The organism is Paenibacillus polysaccharolyticus (genome assembly GCF_023714295.1).
Taxonomy (GTDB): Bacteria; Bacillota; Bacilli; order Paenibacillales; family Paenibacillaceae; genus Paenibacillus; species Paenibacillus polysaccharolyticus_A.
In genome coordinates this window covers 15,995-36,339 of record NZ_JAMAUN010000020.1, presented here as the reverse complement: position 1 = coordinate 36,339, position 20,345 = coordinate 15,995, and the positions used below count along the sequence as shown (strand labels likewise).

The following is a 20,345-nucleotide window of genomic DNA, read 5'->3' as shown; positions in this document are numbered from 1 at the left end:
TCAGTAGTTCCATTTTCGTTGTTTGAACATACAAAAAACAGGCCGAAAAGGTTTGGCCGGGAGCAGTCGGAAAAGTAATCATTTGACATCATTCTGCCTCTAAAAATACAAAAAGAAAGTACTCCCGCAGGACGGGGCACTTTCTCTAAAAAACATAAATATATTGTCGCTCATTCATAAGCCCATGCAATAGTTTACCCGTTACCCCGTCTGCTGTCAAGGCTGACTATCGGGGAAAAAACGGGCAATTTTTCGTCAGCAAAAAGGATTACCGTTTATCGGAATCGTCGTCAAATTCATCCTCGTCTTCGGACTCTTCATCGTCTTCATCGAGGTCTTCATCTTCCAAATCGTCATCTTCAACCAGCACTTCTTCTTCACTGTCTTCTTCATCGAAGATGTCGTCATCATCGTCATCATCGTCATCATCTTCGTCTTGATCATCATCTGTGCTGTCGAAGTCTTCGTCACTGTTGTAGCTGTCGTCCTCTTCACCGAAGTCTTCGTCTTCCAGATCATCATCTTCATCGTTGATGATACGCGGACGCTTCGCACCTGTCATGGAATCTTCTGATCCAGCAACCGGATACCAGCGTTTCAATCCCCAAAGACTCGTACCGACGCATGCAAAACGGCCATCGATATTAATTTCGGTATACAGCTGGGCGATATACTCGTTGATCTCTTCATCTGTCATTCCGCGCTGTTTCGCTACCTCATTCATCAAATCCCGGTAGTAATACGGCGTATTAGCCGCTTTCAGCACCATAAAGGCCAGATCCACCAAAGGGATCTCTCTTACCTTTTCTTTATCAATTTTCAAATTGAGCGAGGTACTCACTAAAGACACTTCCTCTCACACATAATTCGCATTATATCCCCTGCAAACTGGATCGTTACGTATAACATATCCATTAACAAACCTAAGTAAAACCTATTTAGCGTTAAAAAGCAAGTTTTTATGTAAGCATGTCCCATATTTACACAGTCGCCCTTTAATCCATATTGCAATCTGCTCATCTTGATCGACAGAATGATAAGTAAGCAATGAATACCATGTACGTTATCACTATGAACAAAAGCCCAAATCATATGTAAAAGACGGAGTCCCCTCCGCCTTCTGACTGTATACCCTCGTAGGATTGCTCCTCACCAGGTTCCCCGCAAGAGCCCTCTAGCCCTCCATCCATCATATGTACCTGCGCCCGTTTTGACACGGAGAGAATGTGTTTTTATAAAAAAAGGGCAAGTTCCCCATGCGCCGGGATGAACGCATTCATAGAATACCTCAGCATGTTCATCCCGAAGGGGGCAGCCCATAATGGACTATACCGGTTTATTGCATCAGTTGATTGACGGAATGAGATGCCCCGAGCCTGCACACGGGGGACGTTATCTGATTCGATTCGCCAAACCGCAGCAGTACGAGGCCTGTCTCGTTGAATTATCCCGAATGCGCAATGAATTCACCGCTCTGGGAGGCGTTCGAACCTCAAGGCTTGCCAGAACTCTCATCGCTCCTGTCCAGAGCCCGGACGTGTTATATCGATACGGGGACGACATTACGTTAGAGGAAGATATTCCTGTATCACTGCATTCTACTGCACTCCACAACAAACCAAGCACCCCTCAAGGCATACCCTGGGGTGTGAAACAGATTCGAGCCCCTAAAGTATGGTCTGTTTCGACAGGACACCGGATCAAAATTGGTGTTATTGATACAGGTGCAGATTACCACCATCCTGACCTACGATACTCCCTTGCCCGTGGCATTAATCTGTTGAACCGAAGCTTGCTTCCCCATGATGACAACGGTCACGGTACCCATATTGCAGGAACCATTGCCGCAGCCAACAGTACTGAAGGCATGATCGGCGTTGCCCCTCGTTCAATAATCTACCCCGTCAAAGCCTTTGATCACAACGGCTCTGCTTATGTCTCGGACATTGTACTCGGCATCGACTGGTGTGTACGCAACAAGGTGGATATTATTAATATGAGTTTTGGTATGAAAACACGAAGTAAATCTTTGCTTGATGTGGTTAACCGTGCGTATCATGCAGGGATCGTTATTGTGGCTTCGTCAGGAAATGACGGCAAACGCCGCAGTATCGATTATCCCGCTCGATATCCGCAAACGATCTCGGTTGGTGCTACCGACAAAAACAGACGTATTGCTTCATTCAGCAATCGCGGTGCTTATGTGGATGTCTATGCCCCCGGGGATAAAATCGTGTCCTCCTGGGTGCAAGGCAAGCACCATGAGATGAGTGGCACATCCATGGCAACCTCCCATGTGAGCGGCGCAATCGCACTGCTGCTCGCCAAACATCCCGGCTTGTCTCCAGCCGAGATCAAGACCCTTGTGAAGCGCGCGACGGTTCCGCTGCGCGCACGCAAAAGCACCACCGCGAAGAGTAAAATCCGCGGTGGCGAGCTAGACGCCCTCAAGCTGATGCAAGAGGGCGACGGGTAACCCGGCAGCGCATGTGCGAGCCGCCGGCACACCTATGCTGCGCAGCAACGGATGCCGGCCACTGCCGGGCATGCCTTGCGCAGCAGGCAAGAGCGAGAGCAGGCACAACCGAGCCTGCTCTTGAAGCAGTGCCCGCGGCTGTGCCGATGCAGGGCACTGCTTGGTGCCCACGGCAGGCGGCAAGCCTTTGCCCTTTACGGGTACTTGGCGATCATCGCCAGTACCTGCAAAGGGCCAGGTGCTGGCTGCTGCCAGCCACGGGCACAAAAAAAGTCTCCATGCCCGCGCGCATTAGTAAATGCTCGCGCGGGGGCATGGAGACTTTGCCTTCGGCCGAGCGGCAGGAAGGTGTCCGCCACTTGGCCGAAGAAATTACATTTTGTCTGGTGCGGATACGCCCACCAGACGGAGCGCTGTCGCGATGACGGTGCGAACGGCGCCGATCAACGCCAGGCGCGCCTGGGTCTGCTGCGCGTCTTCGATAATGACGCGCTCAGCCCGGTAGTAACTATGGAACAGGGATGCCAGTTCGTAAACATAACGAATGATGCGATGCGGCGCATAACCCGTAGCCGCCGCAGCGATCTCTTCAGGTAATTCTCCCATTTTACGAAGAAGGTCATACTCGTGCTCGGTAGTCAGCTTGGACAGATCGATCTGTTCCAGTGGCAGCAGCTCGATACCTTGCTCTTCGGCCTGACGATACACACTGCACACACGCGCATGCGCATATTGTACGTAGAATACCGGATTTTCGTTGGATGTCGAAATCGCCAAATCCATGTCAAAATCCAGATGGGAATCCATGCTGCGCATCGTGAAGAAATAACGGATGGCATCAATACCCACTTCATCCATCAGGTCTTCCATCGTTACAGCTTTACCTGTACGTTTGGACATTTTTACTTTCTCGCCATTCTGGAACAAACTAACCATCTGTGCAATCAAAACAACCAGCTTTTCCGGATCGTTGCCTAGTGCCTGCATAGCTGCTTTCATCCGAGGAATGTATCCATGGTGATCGGCTCCCCAAATGTTGATCATCGTGTCATAACCACGGGAATACTTATCACGGTGATATGCAATATCTGGCGTCAGGTAGGTATACGTACCGTCGTTTTTGATCAGAACGCGCTCCTTGTCATCACCATATTGCATCGTTTTTAGCCAGGTTGCGCCTTCTTTTTCGTAAATTTCGTTGCGGTCACGTAGCTCGTCCAACACGCGAAGCACCTCACCGTTATCATACAGTGACGTTTCACTGAACCAGATGTCGAAATTCACTCGGAAGCGGTTCAGGTCACGTTTGATCTTGTCGAGTTCTTTCTCCAGACCATAATCACGGAAATATGCCGCGCGATCTCCCGGGTGCATAGACAGCAAGCTGTCTCCTTTTTCAGCAACCAGTTCCTTCGCGAAACCTTTAATGTCTTCGCCATGGTATCCATCTTCCGGCATTTCAGCTTCTTGACCCAGCTCTTGCAGATAACGCGCTTCAATAGAACGGGCCAGATTAAATACCTGGTTACCCGCATCATTAATGTAATATTCACGAGTTACATCGTAACCTGCGTAATCGAGGATGTTGCACAGCGCATCCCCTACAGCTGCTCCGCGGGCATGGCCCAGATGCAGACTGCCTGTCGGGTTGGCGCTGACAAATTCCATCTCCACCTTTTTCCCCGCTCCAACATCGATTCTTCCGTAGTTCTCTCCTTGCTCATGCACCAAGTTAAGCACGGGATAGAGATAACTCTTGTTCAATTTGAAGTTAATGAATCCTGGTCCAGCAATCTCCGCCTTTTCAATTCCGGCTTCTGCAAGATTCAGGTTAGCGATGATTTCCTCGGCAATCTGACGAGGGTTTCGCTTAGCAATCTTGGTCAATTGCATCGCTGCATTGGTAGCCAGATCACCGTGGGACTTCTCGCGCGGTACTTCTAGCGAAATAGCTGGAAGCTCTTCCTGTGTTACGATGCCAGCAGCAACAATCGCATTGCCGATGGCTGTACTTACCCGTTCGTTAATCGTATCTAGTGGATTACGTGTCATGAATTTGGTTCCTCCTGTATATGCAAACTAATCGCAAAATGTCCGGTCTCTTCATCAAAGCGGTAAAAGTCGTAGCTCCACGCTGCGCGTGCGCTCAATCCCTGAATGGAAAGTTCCAGCTTCTGTGTATGCGTGGACAGGGCAAACGACATATATGGTGAACGGTAGAAACCTGGAAGCTTACGGTTTAATTCAAACGTCTGCTCCGACTCCACCTCACCATGACGTATAATCTTGATGGATTGTCCGCCCAGCTTCAATGTTGTACGGGTAATGCCTCCCTCGGGCCCAGCCTGCGGTTCTTCGTAACGAACATATAAGTATGCCCCCTTGACCACCGCTTCTCCCTGCATTTCCTGCAGTACATCTTCCCCTTCATAACGGCTGTGCAGCCGGATCTGAACCGGTCGCATCTTCGACATGAATGTTAACCTCCATTATATTCGAGGCGACGCAAAATCAGGACGGCCGGTGAGAACAGTCCTTCCTGTATGGTTGTGTCGCTATACACGCTCATATTCCGAATAACTTACTCTCCTACACTCTACTGTATAACTATATCCAGTTCACCCGCTCAATTCAAATCCAAATTCAGAGTTTTTTTGTTAAGACACCAAAAAGGAGAGCCGCATCCATATCGCGCAACCCTCCCTTAATTCATATCTATCTCGTTATTTTGCTTCATCATCTGGCTGTCTGACTTCATTCATTTTGCCACTTTGCTTCATGAAGCTTGCTTTCTTACTTCATTATAATGACAAGTGTTCAGGCAGTATAACAACATACATGTATACCCTGTTCCAAACTGAAAATGATGCACTCCGTTCATGCCCACTGCGATGCATACGGGTAAGGGCAGGTAGAATCGGCCAGTTTGGCACGCACTTGTACAAAACAGCCGCAGTGCCTGCATGTTGTTCCGTATTGCAGATCAGGGCAGCCTGAGCAGATCGCAAGGCGACGCTCATACTCCTCATCCTCTACCGTAGTGCGTGAGCGTGAAGCGATCTCCACCAGACGGGCCATTTTGGCATCACTGATATGAATATCATACTGGCTGTCACAACCTTTACAGGGTTCGTTTCTTCCCTCCCGGGGCTGCTGTTGGTATTGGTGATTGCTAGGCTTCATACTTTAACCCTGAACAGCGACCACACCAACGGAAGCCGGAGGTAACACAAAACGCAGTGTATTATTCTCTAAAACAAGCCCTTCCCAAGTTACAAGTTTCACCTGATCCGGCTGTTCAAATGTATTAAATGCCCCAAAGTCAGTGTTATGGAGCAACTGCCCCGATACGCTTGCCGCTTGACCTGCCTCCAGTTGCAAGACTACTTCAAGCTCATCCGTATGACTCAAATTACAAGCGGTTAGATGAATAACACCGTCTTTGTTACGTGAGGCAGACAAGCTAAGCTGCGGAATCGTCTCTTCTCCAAACGTATATCCCGGGCTATCATAGCTAAGATCCAGACGCTGCGCATCCATATGAACTTGATACATATCAAACACGTGGTACGTTGGCGTCAGGAGCATTTTATCCCCTTCAGTGAGCACAAGTGATTGCAGTACATTGACGATCTGGGCCAGATTTGCCATATGCACCCGTTTATTATGCTGGTTGAAAATGTTTAGATTTACCGCGGCCAGCACAGCATCACGCATTGTATTCTGCTGATAGAGAAACCCCGGATTAGTTCCCGGCTCAACGTTGTACCACGTGCCCCACTCATCTACGATAATCCCTACTCGACCCTCCGGGTCATATTTGTCCATAATCTCGGAGTGTTTTACGAGCAATTCATCCATAAACAAAGTTTTCTTCAATGTAGTGAACCATTCAGCCTCTCCAAAACCGGTGGCATTCCCTTTGTCTTCCCATACACCCGTTGGAATTGTGTAATAATGAAGGCTAATGCCATCCATGAAACGGGCTGCTTCCCGCATCAACACTTCCATCCACTCATAGTTGCTATCGTTCGGTCCACAAGCAATTTTATAGATCTGATTTCCTGAATAATTACGTACGTATGTAGCGTAACGACGATATTCATCCGCATAATACTCTGGACGCATGTTGCCACCACAACCCCAGTTCTCATTGCCGACACCGAAATACTTCAGCTTCCACGGTTCTTCCCGGCCGTTTTGCTTCCGCCAGTTCGCCATAGGAGACTCACCATCAAACGTAATGTACTCTACCCACTCCTGCATTTCCTGAACGGTTCCGCTGCCCAGGTTGCCGCTAATATAAGGTTCAGCCCCCAGCAACTCACACAATCTCATGAATTCATGTGTACCAAAATGGTTGTTCTCCTCCACGCCCCCCCAGTGAGTATTGATCATACGCGCACGTTTACTTTTGGGACCCACACCATCTTTCCAGTGATACTCATCGGCAAAACATCCGCCTGGCCAGCGAAGCACTGGAATGTTCAGCTTCTGAAGTGCCATAAGCACATCGTTACGTATCCCTTCTGTATTCGGAATAGATGAATCTTCTCCCACCCATAACCCTTCGTAAATACAACGTCCCAAATGCTCAGAGAAATGACCATATATATTGCGATTTATTAATCCTTTATCTGAATCAGCCTTTAAAATAACATTAACCATTATTTCAACCTCCTTGAAATATGTTGTCACCGCTTACAATAACCTGTTTCCAGATAGGTTTCAACCCTTTTATTTCCTGAACAAAAAGCCCTTTTCCACGTTAGTTTTCAGGGAAAAGGGCTTTTTTGGATATCATATCTCTTCAATCGAATCAAAATGCCGTAGATATCCGTTTTGATTTGAATTAGCAAAGACATAAATTCATTCTATCATTTGTTAATTTTGTTCTGACTTGAATAAAATTTTTGGTAACCATGTCATTCCACCATCTGTTGTTGCATAAACGGCAGGTGAACTCCCGCTTGTCACCACAAGCCAGCCAGTCTTAACTGCCGGGAACGAGATACGGGAGCTATAGCCTTTAACTTTCAGATCATGGTTTTTCCACGTGGAGCCTACATCAAAGGAACGTCCAATTCCAATTCCAATTCTGTCCGCTGCAGGTGAGCCAGCCGAGAGATAGGCAGTTTGATTTCCGATCAGTGCCATGTTACCGGGATGCCCGCCAGGATTAGCCGGGCCGGTCCCATTGCCCTCTTGATTGGCACCAGGAGCTGGCCCTGCACCTGCTGTCGATTGGGCAAAAACTTGCCTCCACCGCTTACCTTGATCACCGCTCGCATAGAGTGAATACGATTGCTGGGACATGCCCGCATCTCCATACAGGATAGCATATACCTGATATCCATTTGCATACAGGTCCGCTCCGCTCCATGTACCGGATTGAACCAGAAGAGTCATAGTCCAGTTCTTGCCTCCATCGCTCGTCTTCTCAAGCTTATAACCCAATCCGGGTACAGCTACAACCGCATATCCCAGCTTGTCTGTAGTGAACATAGCGGCCCTCGTGTTAGCCGGTGTAGTTATTTTACTCCATGTCATACCGCCATCGGCAGTTCGATATGCTCCGTTATAGGTGTATCCATAGCCCGTATTTTTATCCCTGAAATCAATCCGCTTGAATGGTGCTATACCCGGTGTATCAAGTCTCTTCCAATGTGAACCCCCATCATCCGTACGAATAAGATAGGTTACAGTAGAGTCTTTCGTTCCTGCGAGTGCATAACCGGTGACGTTATTCGGAAAATTCAACTGTTTAAACTGCCACTGCCCAGTATAAATAGATTGCCAGGTACACCCTGCATTCGAGGTTCCAATCAGGAATCCATCGCCTGCGGCTCGTCCGGTATTTGGATTAAGAAAGTCAATATCCGTGAATTGCAACTGTTGCCCTTCCACGCCACTGCCCTTTTTCAATTCTGATGTCAGTCCATGATCTCCTGTGCCACATGTTGCGGTTGAAGGTGCTGCGCTAGCATCAGGCAATGTATGAGCCTGTCCCGTTCCCCATAATAGTGTAAGCACTAGAGTTATCACACTTGCTCGTTTCCATGTCTTGGTGTTCTTGGTTGTCTTGATTCTCATTGGTAACACCTCCTTCTATCGTTTTACCCCAAATCGTGCATCATAACGTAACATTTCGGGTAAACGCAGATGACAATTTCGCAAGAAAAAAACCACCTTTACCCATGATGGAGTTCATCTGGTTAAAGGTGGTGTGCAATACGTTATGTGTCTCTGTCTCCATTCATTCTTTATGACAATGAATAAGACTGAATAGCCATCATAACCCGTCATGGCTACAACAGGTTGAATTATAAATATGGTTGCAATAGGAACATATGTGCTATAATTAGAGGTATGGACTTATGATTGAGTGTGGATGTTTTATGATCACCGCGTTGCTGTCCGAAAGGGGGTGACGTCGATGGTCAAACTTGTGGCGTTGCTTGATGTAATCCGGTGGATTGCTGCGATCCTCAGCATTGTGCTGAGTGGACGAAGGCTTTACCGTTGGTTGCGTAAAAAGTTTCGTAACAAGCAAAAACCCACCTCATAAGGTTGATCGCCTGACGGTGGGTTTTGCTTGAATAGCATTATTTAATTCTTGCACGCCGTGACAATCCACAGCCTTTCGGGTCCTAAGAGTCATTACCGTTGGCGCGGTAATGGCTCTTTATTTAGTATATGGTCGAACCCGCAGACTCTATACTTCACGACCGCAATATATTAATTAAATATATTACTAACACTTCTGTTTCCAGTATAACATAGCTCGAAACAGAAGTTAAGTTCACTTACTTCACGAATCCAAGCAGCATTTCACGAATCAACTTGGCAGCTACGATCTGTGTCTGTTGTGTCGGATCATAGATCGGGGCTACTTCCACCAAGTCACAGCCAACAACGTTCACATCCGATCCAGCAATCATGTGTACCGCTTCAAGCAGTTCTTTGGATGTGATTCCGCCAGCTTCTGCTGTTCCAGTTCCTGGTGCAGCAGACGGATCAAGCACGTCGATGTCGATCGTTACATAAACTGGACGGTTGCCCATTTTCGGAAGAGCTTCCTTCATTGGAGCCGCTACTTCAAACGGGTAGAAGTTAATGTTCTCACGACCATACTGGAATTCCTCGCGGGAGCCGGAACGGATACCGAATTGATAAATATTTTGACCGCCCATCAGTTCAGCAGCTTTACGCACAGGTGTGGAGTGAGACAGAGGCTCGCCTTCATAGTGTTCACGAAGGTCTGCGTGTGCATCAATGTGGATCAGGATCAGATCCGGGTATTTCTTGTACATCTGTTGAATCACGGGCCATGTCACCAGATGCTCGCCGCCCAGGCCAATCGGGAACTTGTCATCTGCCAGCAGGTTGCCGATGTACTCATGGATAACCTCAAGGCTTCGTCCCGCGTTGCCGAACGGCAAAAGCAGGTCTCCCGCATCAAAATAGGTCATATCCACGATACTTTTATCCAGATACGGGCTGTACTCTTCAAGTCCAACCGATGCCTGACGGATATGAGCCGGGCCGAAACGCGAACCCGGGCGGAAGCTGACGGTGTAGTCCATCGGCATGCCGTAGATGACCGCTTTGGAGTTTTCATAATCTTCAGAGCTGCAAATAAATACGTTTCCTGAATAAGCTTGATCCAGTTTCATTGTTCATTTCCCCTTTATTTCGTTAAATCTTCCACGAATTTTGGAAGTACAAATGCTGCTTTGTGCAGACGCGGAGAGTAATACTTCGTATTCATCTCCGGAATTTGAGTCTCGTCCACCTGAAGTGGATCATGCCTTTTGCTGCCCATGGTAAATGTCCATAGACCACTTGGGTAAGTTGGAATATTACAGCCGTACACATGTACGATCGGGAAGATTTCTTTGACGTCTTTGTTCACCTTCTGGATCAGATCCGCCTTAAACCAAGGGTTGTCCGTCTGGGCAACGAAGATTCCGTCTTCTTTGAGCGCTTCATAGATCCCCTGATAGAAACCGCGCTCGAAGAGCGGAGCAGCAGGACCCACAGGTTCTGTTGAGTCTACGATAATGACATCGTACTCATCTTTATGTTCAATAATATGCATATAACCATCGTTAACGAGCACTTCCACGTTCGGCTCATCGAGCTTACCGGCGATTTCAGGTAAATACATTTTGGAATATTCGATCACTTTACCGTCGATTTCGACGAGAACTGCTTTTTCTACAGACGCGTGTTTGATGACTTCACGGATCACACCGCCGTCACCACCGCCAACCACCAGCACTTTTTTCGGATTAGGGTGAGTGTTCAAGGCCGGATGTGCCGCCATTTCATGATATACAAACTCGTCCTTAACCGTCGTCATCACCATGCCGTCCAGTACAAGCATATTGCCGAATTCTTCGGTTTCAACCATCGCGAGATCCTGGAAATCCGTTTGCTCCGTGACGTAAGTCTGCTTAATCTTAGCGGTAATGCCGAACACAGGGGTCTGCTTCTCTGTAAACCACAATTCCATGATCGCTACCTTCTTTCCATAAAAGTAATGAGTGATCATTTTAAAATGCATAATCACTGGTCTGTTCGTCCACACATGCTTTAGTATGTTGTGCCGAACCCTACCTTTTCATTACCCTTTTGCATTATACGCGATAGATGATTCAACTGTAAAACGGTTTTCAGGCCAAAATTGGCTAGAATTTGTTCACTTCACAGCAAGACTGAATATCCCGGTTGTTCCCTTCCCATACTGGAAAGAAAAGAGAGGAGCCCGTTCCATGAACAAGCCAAGTGTCAAGACCCGCAAACGCGGGTTCCGTGTACTCCGATTCTTCAAATATCTATCCATATTGATGGCGCTTGGCCTGATTGCCACAGCTGCTATTCTGGTATATCTATACGCTACCAGCCTTCCCTTGGCTGACTCGGATCGCAACTCCAGACTACTTGATAGTCAAGGCGAGGTGATTGCCACATTTTCCGCTGGCGGCAAGGATTCTATCCCCGTTCAACTTCAGGATATTACCCCTGACTTAGTGAACGCTACACTAGCCGTAGAGGATCGCAAATTTAGACAGCATTTCGGCTTTGACATCCAGGGCATGGGGCGGGCGGTTCTTGTCAATATTCAGCACATGCGAATGTCTCAGGGAGCAAGTACGTTAACGCAGCAGCTGGCACGTAACCTCTACCTATCCCATGAGAAAACCTGGACACGCAAAGCCAAGGAAGCGATGTACACCGCACAGCTAGAGATGAAATACAGTAAAGATGAAATTTTGCAGATGTACCTGAATGAAATTTATTACGGTCACGGCGCTTATGGCATTGAGGCAGCTGCGCAGATGTATTTTGGAAAATCCGCAAAGAAACTTGATCTGGCCGAGAGCGCTATGCTTGCGGGTATTCCGAAGGGACCGACTTATTATTCACCCTACAATCATATGAAAAATGCCAAGGATCGGCAGAAAATCGTACTGAAAGCCATGATCGAAACGGGTAAGATTACGCAAAAACAAGCAGACTCCGCCTATGAAGAAATGCTGAATTTCAAACCTGAGAGCGAGCGCAAGACAGTGGAAAACGCGCCTTATTTCCGCGACTATATTCGAAATCTCGCTGTGAAGGAGCTCGGCATCAGCGAAGCGATGCTGGATCACGGCGGGCTGAACATCTACACGACACTGGATTTACGTGTGCAGAAAGCTGCGGAAACGGCCGTTGTCAAAGGCATGGATGCAAAAAGCGAGCTGGAAACGGCACTCGTGTCCATTGACCCCCGCACCGGTTACATTAAAGCGATGGTTGGTGGCAAAAACTATCGTACCAATCAGATCAACCACGTGCTGACGACAACACGCCAGCCGGGATCAGCCTTTAAGCCGATTATGTATCTCGCTGCTCTCGAATCGAAGCAGCTTACCAGTGCATCCATTTTCAACAGCGAACCTACCCTGTTCCACTATGACAATGATCGCAAAACCTACAAACCCGGTAACTTCGGTGATAAATATTTGGGCGAGATTGATCTTCGGCAAGCCATCGCTGCGTCCGACAATATCTATGCTGTGAACACTATTATGAAGGTTGGCCCTGAGAAAGTCGTAAGTATGGCCCAGAATCTTGGTATCACAAGTAAGCTGAGTCCTGTGCCATCTCTGGCACTAGGTACTTCACCTGTCAGTCCGCTTGAGATGGCCTCCGCCTTCTCCGTTATTGCTGCCGGAGGACAAAGGACACCCCACGTAGCCATCTTGCAAATAACAGACGCGGCAGGACGCGTATTGTACGAATCTCCGCAGATCCAAGCAGAAACAGTGGTTGAACCGGCAGCAGCCTATGTATTGACACGTCTGATGGAAAGTGTGTTCGAGAACGGAGGCACGGGCAATCGGGTATCTGCTACAATTAAACGCCCGGTAGCCGGCAAAACGGGAACAACGAATACCGATGCCTGGTTGGTTGGATTCACCCCAGAGCTGTCCACCGCTGTATGGGTTGGCTACGATCAGGGCAAAGCGATCTCGACATCGGATGGCCGGCGCGCTGCACCGATCTTTGCTCAGTTTACGGAACAAGCCCTTGCAAGTGTACCACCCAAAATCTTCTCCGTACCTGATCAGGTCGTGAGTGTATACATTAATCCGGAGACCGGAAAACTCGCAGGCAACGGCTGTGAAGATAAGCGCCTGGAAGTGTTTATTCAAGGAACGGAGCCCACTGAAGTCTGCCGTGGCGAGGAAGAGAAACGGGATGCTGCGCAGGATGAAAAAGAACGTGCGGCAGAGAATCAAAAGGGAATTCAAGAGCAGAAGCATTCCTGGTGGAGTGATTTCAAACGCTGGTGGGTAGAGTGACGCATATCCGTAATGACTTGATTGCGTCATGAGATTACTGGGTTTAACAGACTCCATTCCATTTCAAGGAGTCTTCATAAATATGCAGATGACTGTATGGAGCCTTCGCTACGTCTTCATCTCATAAAATAAAACAAGCCCCGCAACCAGCTATTCCGGTTCGGGGCTTGTTGCTTTATCCTTTTTCCCCTTAGGCAAGTGCCTCTTTCAATTCATCCGGGGATGCATTCCACCATTCTTCATTATGAGAGATCAAAAGCGTCTTCAGTGCCGCTTTGTCTTCCGGTCCCAGCTCATCCAGCATAAATCGGCGTTTCATCGCATAATCCATCCGGTTGACGTGATCCGCAAGCAGTTTCCAACCTCGTTTGGCTTCCGTATCAATCCACATCTCACATGCCGTTGCCCCGCCATACAACTGTCCTTGCTCTGTACGATCCACAGCGACCCATACCAACCATACTTGGCGACCATTTGGAACATCTTCACGATTGGTTGAAAACTTGATTCCCCGTTCCACTTTACTCTTCGCGTGCATGGCACCAACGTCGATTTTGGCTTCACCCTGATCAATGATGACCGGTGAAAGGTTGTTCAGGTCAATGGAACCTGCACCGAAACCTTTATGTTTGCTTTTAGCACTCACGATATTCAAGGCAATCTGTTTCTTGCCGTTTTGCTCATTTTGGTCCATGTTCATAGCCTCCAAGAGTTGATATAAATATTTTAACTAATAATCGGCCCATTGCAAACATATACATGCTGTAGATGCTTGTCAACGGGAGGTATTTAACGATGATTCCACGACGCGCCAAGAGCTGGCTCATCATATCCCTGGCCTTATGCCTATTTGCAGGAGGGGTATGGATCACACTCGGTTACAATCGCTCCATCTCATCTGAGTTACCCGTACTCGCTCCAGAATCGGGCAAGCCTCCAGCCAAAACAGGAGCCCCCGCCCCCCCGGAAAGCGTACAATCTCCTACAGCCGAGGTATACAGCAAACGTGTGGTGGAATACCACATGGATGTGAAGCTAAACGAGGGGAACACACTACAAGGCACGCAGACCATAACCTGGACTCATCCGGGAAAAAAAACGGTGAATGAACTGTATTTTCATATGTACCCTAATGCATTCTCCTCTGGGGATACTACATTTATGAAAGAATCGGGCGGTAAACTTCGCGGCGATGTCATGCCCACAGATGGTTATGGCTCCATGAAATTTACTGACATGCAGACGGAGGACGGGCTCTCTCTGCTTCACCGGATGCAGTATGTACAGCCGGATGACGGAAACATCAAAGACAAAACGCTGATCAAGGTTCGTCTACCCAAACCCGTCAAAGGCGGGGAAAGCATCACAATCCGTACAACGTTCGAAGTGAGTTTGCCTAAAATTTTCGCAAGGATGGGCAAAACGGATGATTTTGTCATGGCAGGTCAGTGGTTTCCTAAACTCAGTGCCTACGAGCCTGTTGGAAGACGGGGCCGTACCGTAGAAGGCTGGAATCTGCATCAGTATCACGGGAACTCCGAGTTCTATGCCGACTTCGGTATATACAGTGTGCGTATCCGGGTACCCGAAACATACAAAGTAGCCGCAACTGGATTCCCAACGCAGCAGGCAGCCTTGAAGAACGGCGAAAAGGTATATCAATTTTATGCCGATGATGTGCATGATTTCGCTTGGGCCGCCTCGCCTGATTTTGTCTATGCGGAAGAACCCTTCTCTGCTCCCAACGTACCTGGCGTACGTATCAAACTCTACCTTGATCCGGCACATCAGGATTTGAAGGAACGTTATCTCTTTGCCGCCAAAGCCGCATTAACGAACTACAGCAAATGGTTTGGTCCCTATCCTTATGCCACGTTATCTATCGTCGTCCCGCCAAAAGCTGCAAACGGGGCCGGAGGTATGGAGTACCCTACACTCGTTACGGCTTTTGGAGCAGATGATACAACACCGGGTTACGATCTGGAGCGCACCGTTGTACATGAAATTGGACATCAATACTTCTACGGTATGGTTGCGAGCAATGAATTTGAGGAGGCCTGGCTGGATGAAGGGTTTACCTCCTACGCAGAAGATAAACTGATGGAACAGGAATACGGACTGATTCCGAACCTGTCGGTACAATCCGGTCTGATCACCTCTCCGGCTCCTCTAACACAGCCATCGTGGAAGTTTGACTCACAGAGTCAATATGCTTCCAACGTGTACACAAGGGGCAAACTGGTGCTTCTCGGCATTGAACAGCAAGTCGGAGCGAAGACCATGGAACGAATCCTTTCGACATATGTAAAAAAATATCGTTTTAAACATCCCGCAACGGGTGATTTTCAGAAGGTGGTTGAGCAAGTCACCCGCACCTCCTGGGCGGATTACTTTGACCAGTACGTCTACCGCAGCGGCATGGCTGATTTTGCTGTAGAGAAGATTAACGTTTCTTCTATAGAGAAGGATGGCAAAAAAATGTACGAGTCCTCTGTCACCATTGCCAAAAAAGGGAGTGACTTCCCCAAGGTTCCTGTTCGGATTGCGTTTGAGGACGGCCATACTGTAACCAAACACTGGGATGGCCGCGAGGAACGCATCACCTACAAGCTCACATATACATCTCCTGTCACCTGGGCCATGACCGACCCTTTGTATGACATCGTGCTCGAAAATCGCCATATGAACAATTTCCTGAGAACTAAACTGGATGAGCAAGCCAAATTTCGCTGGAACATGGGTTCTACGAAACTAATTGAAGCCATATTCGGAGGTCTGTCATGGTGAGGTGGAGACAGTGAAAGCAAAAATTCGTGAAGGTTGGTTTCTCGTCCGTCAGCATATGTTTATTGCGGCACTCTTGTTTATCTATCAATTAATGTGGGGTTACTTCATCTATCGATTAGTTCAATCGGCTGTCGTTCCTCTATTACTACGTTATCCAACGGATGATGTCGGCGAACTAAGCACACTTTTATTCAAAATGGAAAGCCAGCTCAGCTTGTCTGGTCCGGAGGTCCGGCATTACCTGTTGATTGTGGGCGGCATGTTGCTACTTCGTCTTCTAATCAGTCCTCTTATTCAAGCAGGGCTGCTTTACTCCCTGCAGCATTATCATTCTACAGAGGAACGCATTCCTTTCATTCGGGGTATTAAAAAGTTATGGAAACCGATGATGCTGTTACACACCATACGTACCGTTCTCATTTTCCTGCCTGCGTATTGGCTCCTACCCAAATTGTATTCTACAATTATGGACAGCTTTCACTCTCTCCACTTATTACTCCCAGGCATTCCATATGTAGCAGGCTGGATTGTTTATGGCTGGATTGTACATCATGCAGTGCTCTATATGCAGTTTGGCATTTCTGACCCGGAAGCAGAAGGGCCAATTCACGGGACGTTCAAGGGACTATGGATTGCTGTGCGCCGCATCCTCGCTGTCATCGGTATTATGCTGGTGTTAGGAGTCGTTCATTTGTTTGTCTTTGGCGCATTCACTTCGGCCTCATGGTTCCTCACGGGGCTATCCGGATTAATCCTGCAACAATCCTATCCGCTTGCCCGAAGCCTACTCAGTATGTGGAAAGTATGTAGTCATTTCCGTTTATGGCAGTCCACAGCCTCCAGAAATGAAAATCATATACGTTAAACTAGGATGTTATACACCATCTGATATCGCTTTCAAATATAAAAAAATGTTACCCTCTCATGTTAAACATTTCATTCGTTATTGCGTATAAATACGCAAACCTCGACCTCCCCCCGTCAAAGGTCGAGGTTTTTTTTGCTAATTTTACTGCTAAACGTTGCCAAAGTACTAAGCCTCTGGTACAATAAGCGCAGTGAGTTTTTAGTAACAACTTTGTAATCTTTAAATCCTTATTTGTAACAACTTTAAATTAAATCCTTAAAATTAAATTTTCTTTTCATTTTTCAGGTGCATAACTAGCATAGCCAAATTCCTGGCACCTGGGAAGCGGGGGAACCAGTTATGGGTGAATTGATCTTGAAACAGAGGGATCATAGGGGACCTTCAACCGAATCCTTAAGCTAACCTCGCAGGCGTTGGAAGGGGTATATCACTTGTTTAAGAAGAAACTGACCGCAGCAGTACTTAGCCTCACATTTGCATTATCACTTGGAGCAGGCAGCGCATTTGCAGATTCTAAGATGGATAAAGTTATTGATTCAGCAATGGGAACTACATACAAAAGCGGAGGAACAACGCTTGACGGTTTTGACTGCTCCGGATTCACACGGTATGTATTCGACAAATTAGGTATTGATTTGGCTCGTCAATCTAGCTCTCAGTACGACATGGGGGATTCCGTATCTCGCATGGAGATGAGACCTGGAGATCTGGTGTTCTTTAACACAACAGGTAAAGGTGTATCCCACGTAGGCATTTTTGTAGGAAGTGGCAAGTTTGCACATTCTTCTTCTTCCAAAGGTGTAACGATCAGCTCTTTGAGTGAAAACTACTGGGCTAACCGCTACGTTGGCGCTAAACGGATCATGAGCACGGACGCGTATGAGTCATTGGCCCTTGACTAGGTACAAGCTGTAATCAACATGATGTTGGAACCATGTAACTATACTGTAACGAAATGCGAAGTACAAACAGAACCGCCCGGTACATTCTCCGCAGGAATGTATCCGGCGGTTTTTTTTATGCTTCCCGACTCTGTTTGGTTTTTGATGATGCAAATCATGGTGTGTGTATGAACCAGCAGATTCGTCTTCTTTCGTTTGTCCGTGCCCTTATCATGTTTTTACCCAGACCGTTATAATATAAACGGAATGAACCAGACTTTTGTTTCAATTTTTTTCTGAACATTGGAAGACTTGCCAAATGAACAGCTCTTTTGTAGAGTGAACAAAGACAGGTAACGGAGAAAGGAGCATGCACTGTTATATGAAGAATGACGCCCCTTTGACGTTTCATGTGGTGCCTATGCAGGAAGATCATGCTGAACTCATATGTAGCTGGCAATATGATCCGCCATATAATATCTACAGCTGGCTACCTTGGGAACAAATGAAAGCATTAGAAGTCGAGTTCGGTGATGCACAGCTCAGGCAAGAACAATATGCCGTCATTCTGGATCAACATGACCAGGTTTATGGATTCGCACAGTATTTTCCGCTCCAGCATGTCACACGTATTGGTCTCGGTATGCGCCCTGATCTGTGCGGTCAAGGTCACGGCAAAGCATTCGTTACTGCCATCGTACAAGAGGCCATCCGCCGGAAGCCATCTGATGAAATTGATCTTGAAGTACTTACTTGGAATAACCGTGCAATCCAGGTATATCTAAAGAGTGGCTTCGTCATCCAAGATACATATGAACGTCAAACCCCAAGTGGTTTAAAACCCTTCCATTGCATGGTTTATGAAGGCCCTAGATAGTAAACTCGCGATTCAATGGCTTCAATTGGTCTCTCTTTTGTGATTAGTTTAAAAATTTACCACAAAATGCTATGATGTAGCGACAGCTTCCGTTATAATGATAGGGATAGTTTGAGTTAGATGATCTTTCATTCTGGAGGGGACATAAGGGATGCACAAATGGATCATGAGCGGGGTATTTTTTGCAGCATGTGCTTTAGCTATTGTTTTAATGTTTACGCTTCCAGGCAAAGAAGAAGTGGCTCAGGAAGCCAAACCAAGCATGCCTGAGGTGGCTATGGACGCTGGACAGGCTGAGACACTAGTGAAAGCCAACTGTATCTCCTGTCACGGCGATCAGCTTCAAGGTGGCGTAGGCCCAGCTCTTGCGAACATTGGTAGTAAAGACGATGTGGAGAAAATCTATTCCACCATTGTCAAAGGTAAAGGCGGTATGCCTTCGTTCAAAGGCAAGCTGCAAGATGAGGAAATTGCCCACATCGCGATGTGGCTGGCAGAGAAGAAATAATCGTTTATGCGCGTAAGGTACCAAATCAAAGGCATTAAAGAGGCTCTCGTCCTCCCGATAGGGAGACAAGAGCCTCTTTGAACATGTATTGCAAACATCATTCTGAAGGTAACGTTGCGTGGTGGCGTATTACACTCTCATTTTCTCAAAAGCTTCGTTATATTGCTCTGCTTCTTTGATGTCTACCGATGTAATGCCGCCTTCATCCCAAGACGTAAGACGCAGTGTAACCGTTGTATAATCAATTGTGATGAAAGGGTGATGATTGAATGCCTCCGAAATTGCGGCAACTTCATCTACAAATGCAATCCCTTTCATATAGTTAGAAAACACAAATTTGCGGACAATCCACCGTCCCTCTTCCAGTTCCCAGCCTTCCAGCCTTCCCAGATGAGCTTCGACTTCCTCTTGCGTAAAAACCATGCGTTATCTTCCTCCCCATATGATGAGACATCGCGGACTTACATCCACATGACCATCGGCACCTTTGCATGCTGCCCATACAGCCTTAAAGGCAGGCCACCGCCCAGCGGCGCCTTTTTCATGAGTATCATCTTACCACGTCAAAGCACCAAAATCCATAGAACAGACGGCTCAGTGCCTTGAGGCGCAAGGTTTTATCGTCGTTACATCCTTTAGATTAAAGGTACAAACGTTAGCTCTTCTTCTCCAATCAAAATATGGATCCGGTGTTGGTCTTTGTCATGGATCACCACACCGCTCCCAACCGGAATGACGGATTCTTCTCCAAGCGCGTAGAACAAGTCCTCCGCCAGTGCTTCATCCACCTCGAGCTGTTCAGCTTCCCCTAGTCTCCCCCACTCTTCCGCATCCATCTCAAAGAAAACATAGCGATCCGGTATGCGTCCAATAGCGACCGTTAAATCTGTCAATATTCCTTCATAATCACGTCCATGCTTTACGCCCATTGACTTTTCACTCCCACTCACCTTGTAAAAGGCGGATTTGATCTTATTATACCTGAAAATAACCCTTAAAAAAAAAGCCCATCCGGTCGATAAATACTATACATGACCGTTTCATTCGTTTTCGGCAGCCATAGAGGTAGCCAAACATGCAACGGATTGCGGC

General features: G+C 47.4%; 19 protein-coding genes and 1 riboswitch. Of the genes, 8 read left to right on the top strand and 11 right to left on the bottom strand.

Translation table 11 applies throughout. The annotated features are described in order from the left end of the window. Positions 1–268 precede the first annotated feature (268 nt). A complete protein-coding gene (gene rpoE / locus M3629_RS27805; protein ID WP_251512139.1) occupies positions 269–841 on the bottom strand; it encodes a DNA-directed RNA polymerase subunit delta in 573 nt (190 codons plus the stop codon). Between the two features lie 480 nt (positions 842–1,321). Between rpoE and M3629_RS27800 the strand changes: the two genes are divergently transcribed. Continuing rightward, the gene (locus tag M3629_RS27800) at positions 1,322–2,476 is read left to right on the top strand and encodes a S8 family peptidase (protein ID WP_251512137.1); all 1,155 of its coding nucleotides are present in this window, start codon (positions 1,322–1,324) and stop codon (positions 2,474–2,476) included. A 372-nt stretch (positions 2,477–2,848) separates the two neighbouring features. Here the strand turns inward: M3629_RS27800 and argS are convergent, their stop codons facing one another. The 5 genes from argS to M3629_RS27775 all read right to left on the bottom strand — a co-directional run bounded on the left by argS (position 2,849) and on the right by M3629_RS27775 (position 8,569). Beyond that, on the bottom strand, positions 2,849–4,528 hold the full coding sequence (gene argS, locus M3629_RS27795; RefSeq protein WP_251512135.1) for an arginine--tRNA ligase: 1,680 nt from the start codon (positions 4,526–4,528) through the stop codon (positions 2,849–2,851). Next, positions 4,525–4,950 (bottom strand): DUF1934 domain-containing protein, encoded by a 426-nt coding sequence (locus M3629_RS27790; protein WP_251512133.1) that lies wholly within the window; start codon positions 4,948–4,950, stop codon positions 4,525–4,527. Before M3629_RS27790 ends, argS begins: the two co-directional genes overlap by 4 nt. Positions 4,951–5,353: 403 nt before the next feature. Next, on the bottom strand, positions 5,354–5,659 hold the full coding sequence (locus M3629_RS27785; protein WP_251512132.1) for a DUF6171 family protein: 306 nt from the start codon (positions 5,657–5,659) through the stop codon (positions 5,354–5,356). Positions 5,660–5,662: 3 nt separating this feature from the next. Continuing rightward, the gene (locus tag M3629_RS27780) at positions 5,663–7,144 is read right to left on the bottom strand and encodes an alpha-N-arabinofuranosidase (RefSeq protein ID WP_251512130.1); all 1,482 of its coding nucleotides are present in this window, start codon (positions 7,142–7,144) and stop codon (positions 5,663–5,665) included. Positions 7,145–7,360: 216 nt separating this feature from the next. Continuing rightward, positions 7,361–8,569, bottom strand: coding sequence for a hypothetical protein (locus M3629_RS27775; RefSeq protein WP_251512128.1), 1,209 nt, complete (start codon positions 8,567–8,569; stop codon positions 7,361–7,363). A 343-nt stretch (positions 8,570–8,912) separates the two neighbouring features. Between M3629_RS27775 and M3629_RS28550 the strand changes: the two genes are divergently transcribed. Continuing rightward, positions 8,913–9,044 carry a hypothetical protein gene (locus tag M3629_RS28550; RefSeq protein WP_260410934.1) on the top strand — a complete coding sequence of 44 codons (132 nt, stop codon included), beginning with the start codon at positions 8,913–8,915 and terminating at the stop codon, positions 9,042–9,044. A gap of 238 nt (positions 9,045–9,282) precedes the next feature. Here M3629_RS28550 and speB read toward each other — a convergent pair whose 3' ends face one another. Together speB and speE are read right to left on the bottom strand one after the other, a co-directional pair. Beyond that, positions 9,283–10,152, bottom strand: coding sequence for an agmatinase (gene speB / locus M3629_RS27770; protein ID WP_090924873.1), 870 nt, complete (start codon positions 10,150–10,152; stop codon positions 9,283–9,285). Between the two features lie 14 nt (positions 10,153–10,166). Next, positions 10,167–10,994 (bottom strand): polyamine aminopropyltransferase, encoded by an 828-nt coding sequence (speE, locus tag M3629_RS27765; RefSeq protein ID WP_251512127.1) that lies wholly within the window; start codon positions 10,992–10,994, stop codon positions 10,167–10,169. A gap of 259 nt (positions 10,995–11,253) precedes the next feature. Between speE and M3629_RS27760 the strand changes: the two genes are divergently transcribed. Beyond that, positions 11,254–13,332 carry a transglycosylase domain-containing protein gene (locus M3629_RS27760; RefSeq protein ID WP_251512125.1) on the top strand — a complete coding sequence of 693 codons (2,079 nt, stop codon included), beginning with the start codon at positions 11,254–11,256 and terminating at the stop codon, positions 13,330–13,332. Between the two features lie 190 nt (positions 13,333–13,522). On the opposite strand, the gene M3629_RS27755 is transcribed toward M3629_RS27760, so the two are convergent. Beyond that, on the bottom strand, positions 13,523–14,026 hold the full coding sequence (locus M3629_RS27755) for a YwhD family protein (protein ID WP_123067156.1): 504 nt from the start codon (positions 14,024–14,026) through the stop codon (positions 13,523–13,525). 101 nt (positions 14,027–14,127) lie between these two features. Here M3629_RS27755 and M3629_RS27750 point away from each other — a divergent pair, with 101 nt between their 5' ends. The 5 genes from M3629_RS27750 (at position 14,128) to M3629_RS27730 (ending at position 19,253) form a co-directional block, all read left to right on the top strand. Beyond that, entirely contained in the window at positions 14,128–16,119 is a 1,992-nt protein-coding gene (locus tag M3629_RS27750) for a M1 family metallopeptidase (RefSeq protein ID WP_251512123.1), read from the top strand. Between the two features lie 10 nt (positions 16,120–16,129). After that, positions 16,130–16,984, top strand: a complete 855-nt coding sequence (locus M3629_RS27745; protein WP_251512121.1) for a hypothetical protein — start codon at positions 16,130–16,132, stop codon at positions 16,982–16,984. Positions 16,985–17,277: 293 nt separating this feature from the next. Further along, positions 17,278–17,415: riboswitch (cyclic di-AMP (ydaO/yuaA leader) on the top strand. 3 nt (positions 17,416–17,418) lie between these two features. Beyond that, entirely contained in the window at positions 17,419–17,889 is a 471-nt protein-coding gene (locus M3629_RS27740) for a C40 family peptidase (protein ID WP_435368286.1), read from the top strand. A gap of 361 nt (positions 17,890–18,250) precedes the next feature. After that, positions 18,251–18,745, top strand: coding sequence for a GNAT family N-acetyltransferase (locus M3629_RS27735; protein ID WP_251512120.1), 495 nt, complete (start codon positions 18,251–18,253; stop codon positions 18,743–18,745). 151 nt (positions 18,746–18,896) lie between these two features. Beyond that, positions 18,897–19,253: a c-type cytochrome gene (locus M3629_RS27730; protein WP_251512118.1), complete on the top strand. Its 357-nt coding sequence runs from the start codon at positions 18,897–18,899 to the stop codon at positions 19,251–19,253. 129 nt (positions 19,254–19,382) lie between these two features. Here the strand turns inward: M3629_RS27730 and M3629_RS27725 are convergent, their stop codons facing one another. Both M3629_RS27725 and M3629_RS27720 read right to left on the bottom strand, forming a co-directional pair. Further along, entirely contained in the window at positions 19,383–19,676 is a 294-nt protein-coding gene (locus M3629_RS27725; RefSeq protein ID WP_251512116.1) for a 4a-hydroxytetrahydrobiopterin dehydratase, read from the bottom strand. 212 nt (positions 19,677–19,888) lie between these two features. Continuing rightward, a complete protein-coding gene (locus M3629_RS27720; RefSeq protein ID WP_251512114.1) occupies positions 19,889–20,182 on the bottom strand; it encodes a hypothetical protein in 294 nt (97 codons plus the stop codon). Positions 20,183–20,345: the final 163 nt, after the last annotated feature.

Coding starts and splice junctions, on each gene's coding strand:
- M3629_RS27735 (WP_251512120.1), top strand. CDS start 18,251: ATGAAGAATGACGCCCCTTTGACGTTTCATGTGGTGCCTATGCAGGAA.
- M3629_RS27780 (WP_251512130.1), bottom strand. CDS start 7,144: ATGGTTAATGTTATTTTAAAGGCTGATTCAGATAAAGGATTAATAAAT.
- speB (WP_090924873.1), bottom strand. CDS start 10,152: ATGAAACTGGATCAAGCTTATTCAGGAAACGTATTTATTTGCAGCTCT.
- M3629_RS27750 (WP_251512123.1), top strand. CDS start 14,128: ATGATTCCACGACGCGCCAAGAGCTGGCTCATCATATCCCTGGCCTTA.
- M3629_RS27725 (WP_251512116.1), bottom strand. CDS start 19,676: ATGGTTTTTACGCAAGAGGAAGTCGAAGCTCATCTGGGAAGGCTGGAA.
- M3629_RS28550 (WP_260410934.1), top strand. CDS start 8,913: ATGGTCAAACTTGTGGCGTTGCTTGATGTAATCCGGTGGATTGCTGCG.
- M3629_RS27730 (WP_251512118.1), top strand. CDS start 18,897: ATGCACAAATGGATCATGAGCGGGGTATTTTTTGCAGCATGTGCTTTA.
- M3629_RS27790 (WP_251512133.1), bottom strand. CDS start 4,950: ATGTCGAAGATGCGACCGGTTCAGATCCGGCTGCACAGCCGTTATGAA.
- M3629_RS27785 (WP_251512132.1), bottom strand. CDS start 5,659: ATGAAGCCTAGCAATCACCAATACCAACAGCAGCCCCGGGAGGGAAGA.
- M3629_RS27720 (WP_251512114.1), bottom strand. CDS start 20,182: ATGGGCGTAAAGCATGGACGTGATTATGAAGGAATATTGACAGATTTA.
- M3629_RS27755 (WP_123067156.1), bottom strand. CDS start 14,026: ATGGACCAAAATGAGCAAAACGGCAAGAAACAGATTGCCTTGAATATC.
- M3629_RS27775 (WP_251512128.1), bottom strand. CDS start 8,569: ATGAGAATCAAGACAACCAAGAACACCAAGACATGGAAACGAGCAAGT.
- argS (WP_251512135.1), bottom strand. CDS start 4,528: ATGACACGTAATCCACTAGATACGATTAACGAACGGGTAAGTACAGCC.
- M3629_RS27800 (WP_251512137.1), top strand. CDS start 1,322: ATGGACTATACCGGTTTATTGCATCAGTTGATTGACGGAATGAGATGC.
- M3629_RS27760 (WP_251512125.1), top strand. CDS start 11,254: ATGAACAAGCCAAGTGTCAAGACCCGCAAACGCGGGTTCCGTGTACTC.
- speE (WP_251512127.1), bottom strand. CDS start 10,994: ATGGAATTGTGGTTTACAGAGAAGCAGACCCCTGTGTTCGGCATTACC.